Below are 15,583 nucleotides of genomic sequence, written 5' to 3' on the forward strand. Positions count from 1 at the left end.
CCAGCACCGGCGCTCAGAGCGGCCTCGCGTCGTCCGCCAGCAGCACGGGGATGCCGTCCCGCACGGGGTAGGCCACCGGCCGCTCGGCGTCGGTCGAGTGCAGCTCGGGCTCGCCGTCGGGACCGGTCCCGTCCACGAGCGTCGCGCCGGTCGCCGGGCAGCGCAGCGCCTCGCGCACCCAGGGGTCGATGGTCGTCATGCTCGCTCCTCGTCGGTCAGCGTCGACGCTCCGGCGTCGACGCAGCGCACGAGCGACAGCACGTCGTCGCGCACCTTCTCCATGATGTCCTGGTCTGCCGCCTCGACGTTGAGCCGCAGGAGCGGCTCGGTGTTGGACGCGCGCAGGTTGAACCACCACTGCGGGTGGGAGCCCCAGTGCGAGACGGTGAGGCCGTCGAGCTCGTCGACCTCCACCGGCCCCGCCCCCTGCTGCGTCACGTAGGCCTCGACGACGCGCGACCTCGCCGTGACGACGTCGGCGACGGTCGAGTTGATCTCGCCCGACGCGACGTACGGCTCGTAGATCTCCGCGACCGCGGAGAGAGGGTGCGGCTGCGAACCGACCGCGGCAAGGACGTGCATCGCCGCGAGCATGCCGGTGTCGGCGAAGAAGAAGTCCCGGAAGTAGTAGTGGGCGGAGTGCTCCCCGCCGAAGACCGCGTCGTTCTCAGCCATCTGGGCCTTGATGAACGAGTGTCCAACTCGAGTGCGAACCGTTCGCGCTCCGGCCGCGGTCAAGAAGTCGGGCACGGCTCGCGACGTGATGAGGTTGTGGATGACCACCGGCGTCACGTCGCCGTGGCGCTGCTTCTCCTTCTCCACCTCCCGCAGCCCGACGAGCGCGGTGATCGCCGAGGGCGAGACAGGATCTCCGTGCTCGTCGACGACGAAGCAGCGGTCGGCGTCCCCGTCGAACGCGAGGCCGAGGTCGGCATCGTGCTCCACGACAGCCGCCCTCAGGTCGACGATGTTCTTCGGATCCAGCGGGTTCGCCTCGTGGTTCGGGAACGCACCGTCCAGCTCGAAGTACAGCGGCACGACGTCCAGCGGGAGCGCGGGCAGCCCTGCACCCGTGCCGAGGACCGCGGGCACCGTGTGGCCGCCCATCCCGTTCCCCGCGTCCACGACGACCTTGAGGGGGCGGATCCCGGACAGGTCGACGAGGCCTCGCAGGAACGCGGCGTAGTCGGCGAGAGTGTCTCGATCGGTGATCGAGCCAGAGACGGCGGCCGCGGCAGGCGTCCCGCCGTCGAGGTACCCCTCGGCGAGGTGACGGACCTCGGCGAGCCCGGTGTCCTGACCCACCGGGCGCGCGCCCGCACGACACAGCTTGATGCCGTTGTACCTGGCCGGGTTGTGGCTCGCGGTGAACATCGCACCCGGGACGCCCAGAACACCCGAGGCGTGATAGAGGCCGTCGGTCGAGCACAGCCCGATCCGCGTCACATCGACGCCCGCGTCCGTCAGGCCCGCCGCGAACGCCTCGACGAGGTCGGGGCCGGAGTCACGCATGTCGTGCCCGACGACCGCACCGGGGCGCGTCGTCGCCCCCGGGTCACCGGTCGGCGCCTCCGGGAGCACGACCGCGTATGCGAACGCCGCGCCGATCGCCCGCGCCACCACCGGGTCCAGCTCGTCGGGGACCGTGCCGCGCACGTCGTAGGCCTTGATCAGGTGGGAGAGGTCGGTGCTCACCCGGCCAGCCTACCGAGGTGGAGCCGGGCGATCCCCGTCGCACAGCGCTCGAGTCAATGATGCAGGTATGACCGCTTTTGCCGGGCGCATTCATGCATTCATCGAGCATCGCAACGGCAATGTCCTGTTACCTGTTTGTGATAACCGAACAGCTGCAGTTATGGTCGATCAGCGCAGCGGACGACCGCAGCGCCTCCTGCCGGAACGCCGAGCACTGCCACCGGTCAGGAGTCACGATCCAGGCAGTGACGGGGGAACCACTCGTGACGGGCTCGCACTGCCGAGCCCTTGGGGTGAAGCCGCAACAGCGGCCGGGCTACTCCAGCCCGAACCCGACAGCTCACCTCGCAGGCGACCGGAGAACACGATGACTACCACTCGCACCCAGGGTGAGGCGCGCCTGCGAACACCCCGCACGGGCCTGCGCCTCGCGCTCACAGCAGCACTCGCTTCCTCGTTGGTGCTCGGCACGGCCGTCGCCACCGTCACGCCAGCGACAGCGGCCACACCGACGGCGCTCGCGTCAGCGGCGTCCAAGAAGCCGGCCATCGAGGTCAAGGCATCTGCCAAGTCCCAGACTCGGGGCAAGAACGGGATCTGGGTCTCGGCCTGGAACACCCTGGACGGCCGTCGTGCCACCACCGGAACCGTCTATGTCAAGGTCGACAAGTGGCTCGTCGCCAAGAAGTCCGTCACGAACGGGAGAATTGCGACACACCTGAGCTCTGACCTCCGCGCAGGCAAGCGCACGGTCAAGGTCACCTTCATCCCCTGGGGCGTCAGCAGCAAGCGGGCGACGAAGACCTTCGACCTCACGGTCAAGAACGCCGGCTCTCCCGTCGTCACCGAGGCGAAGAAGCACATCGGCACGCCCTACCGCAGCGGTGGCACCTCGCCGAGCGGGTTCGACTGCTCGGGCTTCACGTCGTACGTGTACAAGAAGTCGGGCGTCAAGAAGCTGCCGCGCACGTCGTCGGCCCAGCGCAACGTCGGGAAGAGGATCTCGAAGTCGAGCGCCAAGCCGGGTGACCTCATCTGGAGCCCCGGTCACGTCGCGATCTATCTCGGGGGGAACAAGCAGATCGACGCTCCTCGCCCGGGCAAGTCGGTCCAGGTCCGTCAGATCTGGCAGTCCAACCCGACATTCATCCGCGTGAGCAACAAGGCGGTCGGCGCCTGACGCGTCACCGTGCAGCGCACCGCCACCGCGGATGACGACGGCGCCGCCCCCCCCTGGGGCGGCGCCGTCGTCGCGTCGTGCTCCGGCGGAGTCCCGGATTCCCTGCTCGGGCACAGGCGAGCGCCTACTGACCGCCCGCCGCGTACCGGGCCTCTGTCGCCGCCTTGGCCGGCCGCCACCAGTCCTCGTGCTCGCGGTACCACGCCACCGTGCGCGCGAGCCCGTCGGCGAAGTCGGTGTACCGCGGCTCCCACCCGAGCTCGACGCGCAGCCGGCTGGAGTCGATCGCGTACCGCAGGTCGTGGCCCGCGCGGTCGGTGACCGGCTCGTAGTCGTCGCGGTCGCGACCGAAGACCTCGAGCAGGTCCTGCACGACCTCGAGGTTGGAGCGCTCGCCGTCGGCCCCGATGAGGTAGGTCTCCCCGGGCTGCCCCCGCTCGATGATGGTCCACACCGCCTCGTTGTGGTCCTCCACGTGGATCCAGTCGCGCACGTTCGCGCCGGCGCCGTAGACCTTGGGCCGCTCGCCGTCGATCAGGTTGGTGATCTGGCGCGGGATGAACTTCTCCACGTGCTGGTACGGGCCGTAGTTGTTCGAGCAGTTGGAGATCGTCGCCTGCACCCCGAACGACCGCACCCACGCCCGCACGAGCAGGTCGCTGCCCGCCTTGGTCGACGAGTACGGCGACGACGGGTTGTAGGGCGTGGCCTCGGTGAACCGCGCGGGGTCGTCGAGCTCGAGGTCGCCGTAGACCTCGTCCGTCGAGACGTGGTGGAGCCGCACGCCGTGGCGGCGTACCGCCTCGAGCAGCGTGAACGTCCCCAGGACGTTGGTCTGCACGAACGGGGTCGGGTCGAGGAGAGAGTTGTCGTTGTGCGACTCGGCCGCGAAGTGCACCACGACGTCGCACTCGCCCACGAGGCGGTCCACGAGCGCGGCGTCGGTCACGTCCCCGACGTGCAGCGTGATCCGCTCGCGGACGGGCGCGAGCGACGACTCGTCCGCGGCGTAGGTCAGCGCGTCGAGGACGACGACCTCGACGTCGGGCCGGCGTCCGAGCGTCGCGTGGACGAAGTTCGCGCCGATGAAGCCGGCACCTCCGGTGACCAGGACTCGCACGGTGGACCTCCTTGGTCGGGGCTGGCCGAGGACGGGCGCTCGACGCCCGCGATTCTAGCGAGCAGACGGTCCGGCCCCCGGACGCATGCGGGCATTTCACCCGCCCGCTCCTGCCGCAGCGTGGGCGCCCGTGAGAGTCTGCCGAGATGAAGGGGATCATCCTGGCCGGGGGCTCGGGCACGCGGCTGCACCCGATCACGCTCGGCGTGAGCAAGCAGCTGCTCCCGATCTACGACAAGCCGATGGTCTACTACCCGCTGTCGACGCTCCTGCTCGCGGGGATCCGCGAGGTGCTCGTGATCACGACGCCGCACGACGCCGACGCGTTCCACCGCCTCCTCGGCGACGGCTCACGCTTCGGCATCTCGATCACGTACGCCGTGCAGGCCGAGCCGAACGGCCTCGCGCAGGCGTTCGTCCTCGGCGCCGACTTCCTCGACGGCGACGCCGCGGCGCTCGTCCTGGGCGACAACATCTTCTACGGGCCCGGCCTGGGCGACCGTCTCCAGCGCTTCGCCGACCTCGACGGCGGCGCGATCTTCGCCTACCGCGTCGCGGACCCGACGGCGTACGGCGTCGTCGAGTTCGACGACGCCGGCCGAGCGCTGAGCATCGAGGAGAAGCCCGAGCGTCCGCGCAGCAGGTATGCGGTCCCGGGCCTGTACTTCTACGACGCGGACGTCGTCGACGTCGCGCGCGGGCTCGAGCCGTCTGCTCGCGGCGAGTACGAGATCACCGACGTCAACCGCCACTACCTGGCGCAGGGGCGGCTGCAGGTCGAGGTGCTGCCGCGGGGTACGGCGTGGCTCGACACGGGCACGGTCGGCTCGCTCCTGGACGCGAGCGACTACGTGCGCACGATCGAGCACCGGCAGGGCCTGAAGATCGGTGCCCCCGAGGAGGTGGCGTGGCGGCGCGGGTTCCTCACCGACGCAGAGCTGCGCGAGCGCGCCGAGCCTCTCGTGAAGTCGGGCTACGGCGCGTACCTGCTCGGTCTGCTGGACGAGTGAGCGGACAAGGCCGCCGGCGCGCGCCGTCGGGCGCGGCCGCGTCAGGCGTGCTCGGCGGCCAGGACCGTCGGCGCCGCGACCTCCCACCGCTCGCGCCAGTCGCCGACCGGTGCGACGCCGACGGCGTGCAGCGCGTCGTGCCCGAGGACGGACCACGCGGGGCGGGGAGCGGGGCGCGCGAACGCCGCGCTCGTCGTCGGGCGCACGTCCACGCGGTCCGCGCGGCCGGCCGCGGCCACGACCTCGCGCGCGAGGTCCCACCACGACCCGCGCCCGCCCGAGGTCCCGTGGTAGACGCCACCGGGCGCGTCGGCGGCGACGAGGCGCACGAGCAGGTCGGCGAGGTCCACGGTCCAGGTCGGCTGCCCCACCTGGTCGTCGACGACGTCGAGCGCGTCCCGCTGCGCCGCCGCGCGCGCGATCGTGCGGGGGAAGCAGGGCCCGTGCGCCCCGTACAACCATGCGGTCCGCACCACGAGCGCGTCCGGGTGCTCGGTGCGCACGGCCCACTCCCCCGCCGCCTTGGTCCGGCCGTAGGCGGAGCGGGGTGCGAGCGGCGCGTCCTCGGCGTACGGCACGTCCACCGCTGCGCCACCCGGGGCAGACGGCGCGCCGTCGAACACGTAGTCGGTGGAGACGTGCAGCAGCCGCGCCCCGTGGCGGCGGGCGGTGCGCGCGACGTGCTGCGCCCCGGTCGCGTTGACCGCGAACGCCGCCGGCTCGTCGGCCTCGGCCGCGTCGACGGCGGTGTAGGCGGCGGCGTTGACGACCACCTCCGCCCCGGCGAGCGCCGCGTGGACCGCGTCCGCGTCCGTCACGTCGAGGGCCGCCCGGTCCAGGGCCCGCACCGCGTGCCCCGCGGCCCGCACCCGTGCCACGAGATCCTGGCCGAGCATCCCCGACGCCCCTGTCACGACCCACCGCACGACGTTCCCCGCTCCCTCGACCGGACCTCGCCGGCCGGTTGCCTCGGCACCTCGGTCGGGGACGACACTACCCACCGCAGGACACCGCAGAACCTGGAAGGACCGGCATGGACGTCCGAGAGCTGACCGTCCCCGGCGCGTGGGAGCTCACCCCGCGCCAGTTCCCCGACGACCGGGGGGTGTTCCTCGAGTGGTTCACGGCCGGCGCGCTGCGCGCGGCCAGCGGGCGGCGGCTCGAGCTCGCCCAGGCGAACGCGTCGACGTCCCGCGCCGGCGTCGTGCGCGGCATCCACTACGCGGACACCCCGCCGGGCCAGGCGAAGTACGTGACGTGCGCCGCGGGCAGCGTGCTCGACGTCGTGGTGGACCTGCGCGTCGGGTCCCCCACGTTCGGCCGCTGGGACGCCGTCGTCCTCGACACGCGGGACCGGCGCGCGGTCTTCCTCTCGGAGGGGCTCGGCCACGGGTTCATGGCGCTCGAGGACGACTCGACCGTCGTCTACCTGTGCTCGACGGGGTACGCGCCCGAGCGCGAGCACGGCGTGGACCCGCGCGACCCGGACCTGGGGATCGACTGGCCGACGCACGGACCGGGCGGGGAGCCGCTGACGCCGTCGTTCTCCGCGAAGGACGCGGCGGCACCGACGCTCGACGCGGCACGCGACGCCGGTGCGCTGCCGTCGTGGGACGAGGTGAGCGCGTTCCTGCGCACGCTCGAGGGCTGAGTCAGTCGGCCTCGGCGCGCAGCACGCGCAGGTGACCGCGCCGCCCGACCTCGGTGACGTCGGCGGGCTCCGCCGGCGCGGGGCGCAGCCTGCCCGCCTCCCGCACCGCGTCGGCGAGCGCCGACAGGTCGTCGTCGCTCGGACCGGTCTCGACGAACTGGGGCGACAGCCGGACGACCTCCCAGCCGCGCGGGGCGGTGAGCCGCTCCGCGTGCTCCGCGCACAGGTCGTAGCTGTGGGGCTCGGCGAGGTGCGCGAGGGGGCCGAGCACGGCCGTCGAGTCGGCGTAGACGTAGGTGAGGGTCGCGACGGCGGCACGGACGCACGCCGTGCGCGAGCACTGCCTGACGGATCTCACGGGGCGACCCTACGCCCTTCGCCCAGGTCTCGGGCCTGCCACACGCCGCCGGTGGCGCCCGGACGGCTCGCGGACCGGCTCGTGTGCGCGGGCGGGGCGCAGCGCGCCTAGAGTCGTGCCGTGCGTGGTGTCCCCTTCTCCCCCGGTCCCCGGCCGGAACCGTCCGGTCGAGGTCGTCGGTCGGGGGGCTCGCGATCTCGGCGCGAGCCGACCCCTGCCGAGGTGCTCGCGGAGCTCGGTCCGCCTCGCGGCGAGCTCATGATCCCCCCGCGGGCTCCCGTCCCCGGGGTGTCCGTCCCGCCGCCGCGGCGACGCGACCGCCGCGGACGAGGGATGCGCGGTCCGCTCCTGCCTCCGACCGCACCGGCGAACCGGTCCCGGTCGGAGCAGTTCGACGACGTCGTCGTGGACGCGATCGAGCTCGTCGAGCGGTCGTGGGCCAAGCAGCTGCGCGGCACGGAGTTCGCTGTCGAGGACGTGCCACCGTCCGACCCGGCACCGTGGGAGGACGGCGGGGTGCCGCTGGGCCGGTGCTTCCCCGCCGACTCCGGACGTCCCGCACGGATCGTCGTGTACCGGCACCCGGTCGAGGCGCGCTCGTTCGACGCCGACGACCTGCAGGACCTCGTCCGGGACGTCGTGGTCGAGCAGGTCGCGCACCTGCTCGCCCGATCTCCGGAGGAGATCGACCCGCACTACTCGGGCGGGCTCTGAACCCAGGTCCCACTGCTGCGGTCGAGACGTCCCGGACCGCGTGCGACCGGGTATCTCAGCCGAGCCCGGCGGTGTCGGACGCGCGGACACCGACCGTGCGCGCACCCGGCGGGTCGTGCGCGGGGACGAGGACCGAGACGAGGCTCGGCTGCGCCGCGGCGTCGTCGGCCTCGTCCGTGCTGTCAGCCTCGTCGCCGCCCTCACCGCCGTCGTCGCCGTCTCCGCCGGGCGGGCCCGCGCTCGCGAGCACGGACCAGAGCGGGACCGCGGCCGCGCCGTCGGCACCGACGACGTCGACCGTGACGAACGCGGGCGCGCCGGACTCCTCGTCCGATGTCGCGAGCGTCGCCGGATCGAGGGTCGAGGTGCTGCCCACGGGAACGTCGACGCCCTGCTCGCCGAGCGGGGCGCCGTCGGCGTCGTAGGCGTGCACGAGGAGACGCACCGATCCCTCGACCGGGTCGGCCGTGCTCCCGGTGCCCCCGGTGCCGTCCGGCCCGTCCGCGCCCGCGGTGGCGACCGCCGCGGGGACCGCCGCGAGCGTGAGGCTCGACGTCGTGCCGTCCACGAGCGCGACCTGGCCGAGCGGCACCGGGTCCTGGGCCGTCGGGGCGTCGGGCTCGTTCCGCGCCTCGGCGGCGATCCAGGCGCGGTCGTACTGGATCTCGTCCTCCAGCAGGTCGGGTGCGCGTTCCCCGCGCCGGTCGAAGCGCGCGCCGGCGACCACCGGGACGTCGGCGTCGACCGCGACGGCGTACCGCCCGGCGGGCAGCCCGCCGAGCGACAGGTCCGTCACCACGCCCGCCTCGAGCCGCACCTCCTCCAGCCCGCGGAGCGGCACCTCGCCGTCGGGTCCGTAGACGTGCACGCGGACCGCGCCGCCCTCGTCGCCGGGTGCGAGCAGGCGCAGCTGCGGGGCGTGCGGGTCGTCGACCGCCTCGCCCGCGCTGTCCACGCCGGCGAGCGCCACCTGGCGCGCCGGCGCCGCGCCGGGCACGACGTGGTCGACGCCGACCGGGACGAGGCCGTCGAGCGTGTTGTGCTGCAGGTAGGCGCTCACCAGCCCGCCGGTGGCCTCGACGCGGACGACCGTGCGGTGCTGCTCCGGCACGGAGGCCTCGAGCAGCGTCACGACCTGCTCGCCCGGCCCGACGAGCTGCTGGCCGCCGCCCTCGACGAGGGCGGGACCGCCCTGGCCCCAGACGGTGACCTGGACCGTGGCCGCCGTCAGACCGGGGTTCTGCAGCACGAGCTGGGCGCTGCTGCCCACCTCGGTGCTGCCGCCGACCAGCCACTGCCCGACGCCGGGCCGGACGCACGTCGCCGCCGCGAGCCCGCGCAGGTCCCCCTGGGTCGTGAGGGTGCCCGCGGAAGCGGCGGCCCGCGGTGCGCCGTCGTCGCCCGGCAGCACCGTCAGCACCGCACCGGCGCCCGCGTCGGCCTCGTCGACCGTGCGCACCTCGGCGCTGCCCGACGCCGGTGCCTCGATCTCGTCGCCACCGCTCCCCGCGTCGTCGGTGGCGTCGCCCAGCGCCCCGAGGGTGGCCGACCCGTCCCCGGCGAGGCCCGCGCGCAGCGTGTCGGTCGTCTCGTCCTGCCGCGGCGCGAAGTCGGCGTCGCCGACCGTCTCGGCGTCGGTCAGACGTGCGGGAGCCGGGCACACCACCTGCTCCTGCGCGGAGGCGACGGCGACCTGCTCGACGGGTTCGGCCGTGCCGGCCGTGCCGGCCGCACCGACCGTCCCCGGGATCCGGTCCACCGTGCCCTGGCCGAACGCGACGAGCGCACCCACGAGCGCCACGCCGAGCAGGCCCGTCCCGACGCGTGCGGCGAACCGGACGACGCGACGTCCTCCGGCCGGCTCCCGCTCCTCGGTCGTCGTGCTCTTCTCGCCCACGCGGCTCACCTCGCTCCCGCCCGGCGCCGGCGGACCGGCACCGCGAGCAGCACGTACACGAGCAGCACGACACCGGCCACGGCCAGCCACGGCGACCGGTGGTCGGTCGCGTGGAAGATCGCGAGGTGCCCGTCCTCGGCACCCAGCCGGAACGCCTGCAGGCCGCCCGTGGTCTCGGGGTCGACGGGCTCGAGCGTCCGGCCGTCGAGCGTCGCGCGCCAGCCGGGCGACGCGTCCTCCGCGAGCTCGACGACGCGCTCGTCGGACCCGACGGGCACCCGCACGTCGACGGCGCGCACGGCCGTGCGGTCGGCGTCGAGCGGCAGGACGTCGTCGCCGGTGACGACGCGCGCCCACGAGGGCTCGACACCGTCGGGGCGCACCCGCCAGATCAGGCTGTCCTGACCCTCGGTCATGCGCTCGAGACCGGGGGTCATGTCCAGCCGGGCGACGAGCCCGGCGCGCACGTCGTCGACCGGCACGGAAGCCGGCACGAGCACCGCTCCGACGCCGAGGTCCGCGAGCCGCTCGGCGGCGTCGGTGGACGTACCGGCCACGAGCTCGGCGACGAGCCGGGCCACGCCCGGCGCGAAGGCCCCGGGGTCGCGCGCCTGCTGTGCGTGCACCACCGCCGAGGAGTCGACCGCCTGCGGGCCGTCGGACCGCAGCAGTCCGTACTCGACCACGCCGTCGACGGGCTCGACGCTCAGCACACGCGCCTGGCGCGGCGAGGTCTGGATCTGTCGACCGACCGGCGGGACCACGGGTTCCGTCGCGGCCACGACCGCGCCCACGGACGCGTCGTCCCGGTCGAGGACGTCGGTGGTCCACGAGGCCAGTCCGCCGAGCGGAAGCACCGTCACGACCACCGCGAGCGCCGCGACCAGTCCCGTCCGCCAGGCCGGCGCGCTGCGCTCGGGAAGCCGTGGCACGCCGAGCAGGGCGGCCGTCAGCAGGGCCAGCAGCGCGAGCGAGAGACCCGCGCCCGACCACCCGGTCACGGACTCGCCCGCGCTCTCGCCGGCCGCGACCGGCGTGTGCCCGGCGAGGACGGCGACGGCGAGCCCGACGGCGGCGACGAACCACGCGCCGACCGCACCCGCACGCGCCCGCAGCACCCCGGCGAGCGCGAGCGCGACGACGCTCGCCCCCGCGACCAGGGGCGCCCACCGGGCGACCAGGTCCACGGGGCCGGCACCGTCCAGCCCGAACCAGGCCACGGACGCGACCGGCATCCCGAGCAGCTGCTGCCAGGGCGGCGCCGCCTCCGCCGCGACGGGTGCCCCCGGGTCGGCCAGCAGGAGGCGCCACCCGCCGTCGGGCCAGGTACGCGCGACGTGCACGAGGAACGGCGCGAAGACCACGAGCGCGGGCACGGGCACCAGGGCGAGGTAGCGGCGGTGGTGCCGGACCCCCAGCGCCACGACGCCGAGCGCCACGACGGCGGCGACGAGCAGCACCGGGGCACCGGCCACGACGACGACGAGCAGGAGCCCCGCCGCCGCGGCGGCGGCCAAGGACGCCGGTTCGCGCCTCCGGGGCCGCGCGGCCGCGTCCGGGGTCGGGGGCGTGACGACGTCGAGCCGTTGCGCGCCGAGCGCGCGGGTCACGGCGAGAGCGAGCCAGGGCAGCGCGGCATGGACGAGGACCGGCCCGACCCGACCGGAGCCGACGGCCAGGAGCAGCACGGGGGCGGCGACCCACACGAGCGTCGCCCAGGCCCGCAGCGCGACGGAACGTGTCAGCGCCCCCGCCGCGAACCACGCACCCAGGCCGGCCGCGAGGAAGCACGCGGGGACGAGGACGTTCACCGCGGTCTGCACCGACCCACCGGCGAGCAGCGCCCCGAGGACCAGCACGGGCACGAACGGGTCGGCGGGAGCGGGCGCCCCCAGCCCCGTGGAGACCCACCCGGTCGTCCCAGCGCGCCACGCGTCGCCGAGCGTGCTCGTCGCGGGCAGCAGCTCGCCGCCGACCAGCCGCCCGTCCGCGAGGAGGACGCCCGCCATCGGCGCGAACACGAGCGCGGAGAACGCGACGAGCGCGAGCGCGACGGACGCGAGCACCGCGCGCCGCCGCACGGCCAGCGCGTGCAGCTCGGCGCGCTCGATGTCCGTCGGCGCCGTGGCGGTGCGCCGTCGCTCCGCCCGGGCGAGGCGCCGGTCACGGCGCTCCGCGACGACCTCGCGCCAGGTCCCGCGCAACGGCCGCACGGTGCGGCGCGGGAGGCGGGCCGTACGTCGTGCGGCGCGCCGGGCCCGCACGACCGGACCGACGCGCGCCAGCGCCCACAGGGGCGCGACCAGCTCGTCGCGGGCCTGGCCGGGCTGCTTGACCAGGAGCCGGTACATCGCGTGGAACGGCGCACCGAGCACCATCGCGAGCGCGGCCACGGGCACGAGCAGCGGGGCGACGCCGGTCAGCCGGGCATGGAGGTGGGCACGCCGTCGGGCGGCGTAGGAGCGGTCCGCGTCCGGCCGCGTCCCGGGACGTTCCCGCAGACCCAGGAGCGAGGCCTGGACGTGCCGCACGACCGCGGTCGGTACGACGACCACCCGGTGACCCGCGAGGCGGGCCCGGCGCGCCAGGTCCAGCCCGTCGCCGAACGGTCCGAGCTCCGGGTCCGGGCCGCCGAGCTCCGTCCACACGGCACGGCGCACGAGCGCCCCCACGAGCCCGACGGCGAGCACGTCCTCGCGCGCGTCGTGCTGGCCCTGGTCGATCTCGTCGTCGTCGATGCCGGTCATGCGGCGTCCCAGCGGGGTCGTCGTGTACCCGACCTCGACGAGCCGTCCGGCGGAGCCGGGTGCGAACGGGTCCGCCGGCTCGTCGCCGGTACCGGGCGTCCAGCGTTCCTGCTTCGCTCCGGCGACGGCGACGGCGCTCGAGTGCTCGACGGCGCGCAGCAGGTGCTCCAGCGCGTCCGGTGCGGGGGCGGAGTCGTCGTGCAGCAGCCACAGCCAGGCCCCGGCCCGGGCAGGCTCCTGATCGGTGAGGTTGGCCAGGCCCGCGTCGACCGCCTCGCCGAAGGAGCGCGCGCGGGGTGCGGCGACGAACCGCGCGTCACCGAGGTGCAGGTCGGGGTGGCCTCCGGTCGAGGAGTGCGCGCCGGCGTCGACGACGACGACGGCGTCCGGCAGGCCGGTCTGCGCGCGGATCGCGGCGAGCGTGCGAGGCAGGTACGGCGTGGCGCCGCGGGTCACGACGACGGCGACGACCCTGGTCGCTACCGGTACCGCTCCGGTCACCGCGGCGACGACGTCGGGCAGCGTCGGGGCGCGACCGGTCGAGGCAGCGTGCTGCTGCACCGGCGCCGCGCCGGCCGACGGCAGGGGCCGCGCTGCGCGTTCGAGGTCCGAGGAAGTCATGTCCCGTCGATCATGCGACGCCCGACCCCCAGGACGCGGCATTTGCGCTCCCCGGTGTGGCGCGCCCGCCCGGGCGCGCTGTCAGGGGTGGTGCGGGTCAGACCACGCGCCGCTTGAGCTTGCGCCGCTCGCGCTCGGACAGCCCGCCCCAGATCCCGAACCGCTCGTCGTGCTCGAGCGCGTACTCCAGGCACTCGGAACGGACCTCGCAGCCCGTGCACACCTTCTTCGCCTCGCGCGTCGATCCGCCCTTCTCCGGGAAGAACGCCTCCGGGTCGGTCTGCGCGCACAGCGCGCGCTCCTGCCACCCCATGAGGGAGTCGTCGACCGGCTCCCCGAACAGCGGCAGCACCGGTGCCACGCGCTCCATCTCTACCCCGGAGTCGGTAGGAAAGACCTCACCCGCCCCGTCCAGCATGTTCCACATCGTGCGCCCCTTCCATGCCGTTCACGAGAAACCGCATTGAAGAAATTACACGCGTGTCATCCGCCATCGTCAAGCCGAAATGTGATAGCGCGGTGACGGCCCGGGTGAAATTGCGTGCGCCGGCACGGCACCGCCCCGATCTAGGGTGTGGTCATGGTGACTTCTCCCCATGCCCGGCCCAGCGCCGCGGCAGCCCCCGACGACCGCCCCTCGCACGTCGCTGACCTGCTCCGACTCGTCGTCCGGGAACCGGGTCGTCCTCGGCTGACGTGGTACGGCGACGACGGTGAACGGGTCGAGCTGTCGGGGGCCGTCCTCGAGAACTGGATCAACAAGACGACAAATCTCCTCGTCGAGGAATTCGACGCGGAACCCAGCACGTGCGTGGTGCTCGACCTGGGCGTACATTGGCGCGCCGTCGTGTGGGCCGCGGCCGCGTGGCGGACCGGCGCGACGCTCGTCGTCGCCGACGTGGGCGAGACCGTCTCCGCGAGCCTGCCCGCCGGCGCCCCCCGGCCCGACGTCGTCGTCACCGCCCGCCCCGCCGACTGGGCCGGCTCGGGCGCCCAGCTCGTCGCCGTCGCCCTGCCCGCGCTCGCCCGCCGGTTCGACGGCGAGCTCCCCCCCGGGTCGATCGACGCCGCGTCGGCGGTCATGACCTACGGCGACCAGCTGGGCTGGGTACCCGCCGTCGACCCGGGCACGCGCGCGCTCGTCGGCAGCGACGGGCACGACGTCGAGCACCGCTCGCTCCTGACCGCCCGGTCGGGGGTCGCCCCGGCTCCCGGTGCGCGCGTGCTGCTGCGCGGCGACGGCACCGTCACGAGCGCCCTGCGCGGCGTCCTGGACGTGCTCGCCTGCGACGGCTCGCTCGTCCTCCTGTCACCGGGCCGCGCCCGTCTGCTCGACGAGGACGACGACGTCCGTCGGCGCCTCGTCGAGAGCGAGCGCGTCACGCAGGCGTGAGCGCTCAGGCGTCGACGCCCCCGCTCCGGAGGGGTGCGCCGCCGTCGAAGTGCGGCGCGAGCTTGTTGTCCACCATGGACAGCGCCGACCCGATCGCCATGTGCATGTCCAGGTACCTGTAGGTCCCGAGCCGGCCACCGAACAGCACGTCGCGCTCGCGTGCCGCGAGGTCGCGGTACGCGAGCAGCCGCTCTCGGTCCGTCGCGGTGCTGATCGGGTAGTACGGCTCGTCGCCGTGCTCGGCGAACCGCGAGTACTCGCGCGTCACGACCGTGCGGTCGTCCGGGTAGTCGCGCTCGGGGTGGAAGTGGCGGAACTCCAGGATGCGCGTGAACGGCACGTCCTCGTCCGCGTAGTTCATGACCGACGTGCCCTGGAAGTCCCCGACGTCGAGCACCTGCTGGTCGAAGTCGAGCGTGCGCCACGACAGGTCGCCCTCGGCGTGGTCGAAGTACCGGTCGACCGGACCCGTGTAGACCACGGGCACGTTGCCGACGACGTCGCCCTTGCTCACCGGCTGCGACTCGTCGAAGAAGTCCGTGCCGAGGCGCACCTCGATGTTCGGGTGGTCCGCCATGCGCTCGAGCCACGCCGTGTAGCCGTCGACGGGCAGGCCCTCGTGGGTGTCGTTGAAGTACCGGTTGTCGTACGTGTAGCGCACGGGCAGCCGCGAGATGATCGACGCCGGGAGGTCGCGCGGGTCCGTCTGCCACTGCTTCGCCGTGTACCCCCGGATGAAGGCCTCGTACAGGGGCCGGCCGATGAGCGAGACCCCCTGCTCGTCGAGGTTCTGCGGCCGGGCGCCCCCGAGCTCCGCAGCCTGCTCCCGGACGAGGGCGCGGGCGGCGGCCGGACCGTGGGCGGACCGGAAGAACTGGTTGATCGTGCCCAGGTTGATCGGCATGCCGAACACCTCGCCCCGGTGCGTGGTGAACACGCGGTGCACGTAGCTCGTGAACGCGGTGAACCGGTTGACGTACTCCCAGACGCGCTCGTTCGACGTGTGGAACAGGTGGGCGCCGTAGCGGTGCACCTCGATGCCCGTCGTCGGTTCCACCTCGCTGTAGGCGTTGCCCCCGATGTGGGGCCGCCGGTCGATGACGAGAACCTTGCGGCCGTGCAGCGTCGCGACCCGCTCGGCGACCGTCAGGCCGAAGAACCCCGACCCGACCACCACAAGATCCACGTCCACGCCTG

General features: G+C 74.1%; 14 protein-coding genes and 1 riboswitch. Of the genes, 5 read left to right on the plus strand and 9 right to left on the minus strand.

All coding sequences use genetic code 11. From position 1 onward, the window contains the following. Positions 1-13: 13 nt before the first annotated feature. A complete protein-coding gene (locus tag IF651_RS14110; protein WP_191829777.1) occupies positions 14-199 on the minus strand; it encodes a Trm112 family protein in 186 nt (61 codons plus the stop codon). Further along, positions 196-1,695, minus strand: a complete 1,500-nt coding sequence (locus IF651_RS14115; protein WP_191829778.1) for a phosphomannomutase/phosphoglucomutase — start codon at positions 1,693-1,695, stop codon at positions 196-198. The genes IF651_RS14110 and IF651_RS14115 overlap by 4 nt, the downstream gene beginning before the upstream one ends. Before the next feature lie 195 nt (positions 1,696-1,890). Then, positions 1,891-2,063, plus strand: a riboswitch (cyclic di-AMP (ydaO/yuaA leader). On the opposite strand from IF651_RS14115, the gene IF651_RS14120 reads away from it, so the two are divergent. Next, complete coding sequence (locus IF651_RS14120) at positions 2,063-2,875, plus strand: C40 family peptidase (RefSeq protein WP_191829779.1); 813 nt, start codon at positions 2,063-2,065, stop codon at positions 2,873-2,875. Its footprint overlaps the riboswitch before it by 1 nt. Positions 2,876-2,999: 124 nt before the next feature. Here IF651_RS14120 and rfbB read toward each other — a convergent pair whose 3' ends face one another. Next, positions 3,000-3,995: a dTDP-glucose 4,6-dehydratase gene (rfbB, locus tag IF651_RS14125; protein WP_191829780.1), complete on the minus strand. Its 996-nt coding sequence runs from the start codon at positions 3,993-3,995 to the stop codon at positions 3,000-3,002. Positions 3,996-4,141: 146 nt separating this feature from the next. Here rfbB and rfbA point away from each other — a divergent pair, with 146 nt between their 5' ends. Continuing rightward, a complete protein-coding gene (gene rfbA, locus IF651_RS14130) occupies positions 4,142-5,005 on the plus strand; it encodes a glucose-1-phosphate thymidylyltransferase RfbA (protein ID WP_191829781.1) in 864 nt (287 codons plus the stop codon). Between the two features lie 41 nt (positions 5,006-5,046). Here the strand turns inward: rfbA and rfbD are convergent, their stop codons facing one another. Then, positions 5,047-5,931 carry a dTDP-4-dehydrorhamnose reductase gene (gene rfbD, locus IF651_RS14135; RefSeq protein ID WP_191829782.1) on the minus strand — a complete coding sequence of 295 codons (885 nt, stop codon included), beginning with the start codon at positions 5,929-5,931 and terminating at the stop codon, positions 5,047-5,049. Positions 5,932-6,038: 107 nt separating this feature from the next. On the opposite strand from rfbD, the gene IF651_RS14140 reads away from it, so the two are divergent. Next, on the plus strand, positions 6,039-6,656 hold the full coding sequence (locus tag IF651_RS14140; protein WP_191829783.1) for a dTDP-4-dehydrorhamnose 3,5-epimerase family protein: 618 nt from the start codon (positions 6,039-6,041) through the stop codon (positions 6,654-6,656). Between the two features lies 1 nt (position 6,657). On the opposite strand, the gene IF651_RS14145 is transcribed toward IF651_RS14140, so the two are convergent. Continuing rightward, entirely contained in the window at positions 6,658-7,014 is a 357-nt protein-coding gene (locus IF651_RS14145; protein WP_191829784.1) for a DUF3499 family protein, read from the minus strand. Positions 7,015-7,347: 333 nt separating this feature from the next. Between IF651_RS14145 and IF651_RS14150 the strand changes: the two genes are divergently transcribed. Next, positions 7,348-7,728, plus strand: a complete 381-nt coding sequence (locus tag IF651_RS14150) for a metallopeptidase family protein (protein WP_241744473.1) — start codon at positions 7,348-7,350, stop codon at positions 7,726-7,728. Between the two features lie 55 nt (positions 7,729-7,783). Here IF651_RS14150 and IF651_RS14155 read toward each other — a convergent pair whose 3' ends face one another. The 3 genes from IF651_RS14155 to IF651_RS14165 all read right to left on the minus strand — a co-directional run bounded on the left by IF651_RS14155 (position 7,784) and on the right by IF651_RS14165 (position 13,420). Then, positions 7,784-9,625, minus strand: coding sequence for a DUF5719 family protein (locus IF651_RS14155; RefSeq protein ID WP_191829785.1), 1,842 nt, complete (start codon positions 9,623-9,625; stop codon positions 7,784-7,786). Positions 9,626-9,630: 5 nt separating this feature from the next. Continuing rightward, positions 9,631-12,993, minus strand: coding sequence for a glycosyltransferase (locus IF651_RS14160; RefSeq protein WP_191829786.1), 3,363 nt, complete (start codon positions 12,991-12,993; stop codon positions 9,631-9,633). Positions 12,994-13,090: 97 nt separating this feature from the next. Beyond that, positions 13,091-13,420 carry a WhiB family transcriptional regulator gene (locus tag IF651_RS14165; RefSeq protein ID WP_277818645.1) on the minus strand — a complete coding sequence of 110 codons (330 nt, stop codon included), beginning with the start codon at positions 13,418-13,420 and terminating at the stop codon, positions 13,091-13,093. Between the two features lie 153 nt (positions 13,421-13,573). On the opposite strand from IF651_RS14165, the gene IF651_RS14170 reads away from it, so the two are divergent. Next, entirely contained in the window at positions 13,574-14,386 is an 813-nt protein-coding gene (locus IF651_RS14170; RefSeq protein WP_191829787.1) for a TIGR03089 family protein, read from the plus strand. Positions 14,387-14,390: 4 nt separating this feature from the next. Here IF651_RS14170 and glf read toward each other — a convergent pair whose 3' ends face one another. Continuing rightward, positions 14,391-15,578 carry a UDP-galactopyranose mutase gene (gene glf, locus IF651_RS14175; RefSeq protein WP_191829788.1) on the minus strand — a complete coding sequence of 396 codons (1,188 nt, stop codon included), beginning with the start codon at positions 15,576-15,578 and terminating at the stop codon, positions 14,391-14,393. Between the last annotated feature and the right edge of the window lie 5 nt (positions 15,579-15,583).

Source organism: Cellulosimicrobium arenosum (genome assembly GCF_014837295.1).
Classification (GTDB): Bacteria; Actinomycetota; Actinomycetes; order Actinomycetales; family Cellulomonadaceae; genus Cellulosimicrobium; species Cellulosimicrobium arenosum.

Excerpts from the sequence above, each read along its gene's own strand:
- IF651_RS14110 (WP_191829777.1), bottom strand. The coding sequence starts at position 199 with ATGACGACCATCGACCCCTGGGTGCGCGAGGCGCTGCGCTGCCCGGCG.
- IF651_RS14120 (WP_191829779.1), top strand. The coding sequence starts at position 2,063 with ATGACTACCACTCGCACCCAGGGTGAGGCGCGCCTGCGAACACCCCGC.
- rfbA (WP_191829781.1), top strand. The coding sequence starts at position 4,142 with ATGAAGGGGATCATCCTGGCCGGGGGCTCGGGCACGCGGCTGCACCCG.
- IF651_RS14140 (WP_191829783.1), top strand. The coding sequence starts at position 6,039 with ATGGACGTCCGAGAGCTGACCGTCCCCGGCGCGTGGGAGCTCACCCCG.
- IF651_RS14150 (WP_241744473.1), top strand. The coding sequence starts at position 7,348 with ATGCGCGGTCCGCTCCTGCCTCCGACCGCACCGGCGAACCGGTCCCGG.
- IF651_RS14160 (WP_191829786.1), bottom strand. The coding sequence starts at position 12,993 with ATGACTTCCTCGGACCTCGAACGCGCAGCGCGGCCCCTGCCGTCGGCC.
- IF651_RS14165 (WP_277818645.1), bottom strand. The coding sequence starts at position 13,420 with ATGTGGAACATGCTGGACGGGGCGGGTGAGGTCTTTCCTACCGACTCC.
- IF651_RS14170 (WP_191829787.1), top strand. The coding sequence starts at position 13,574 with ATGGTGACTTCTCCCCATGCCCGGCCCAGCGCCGCGGCAGCCCCCGAC.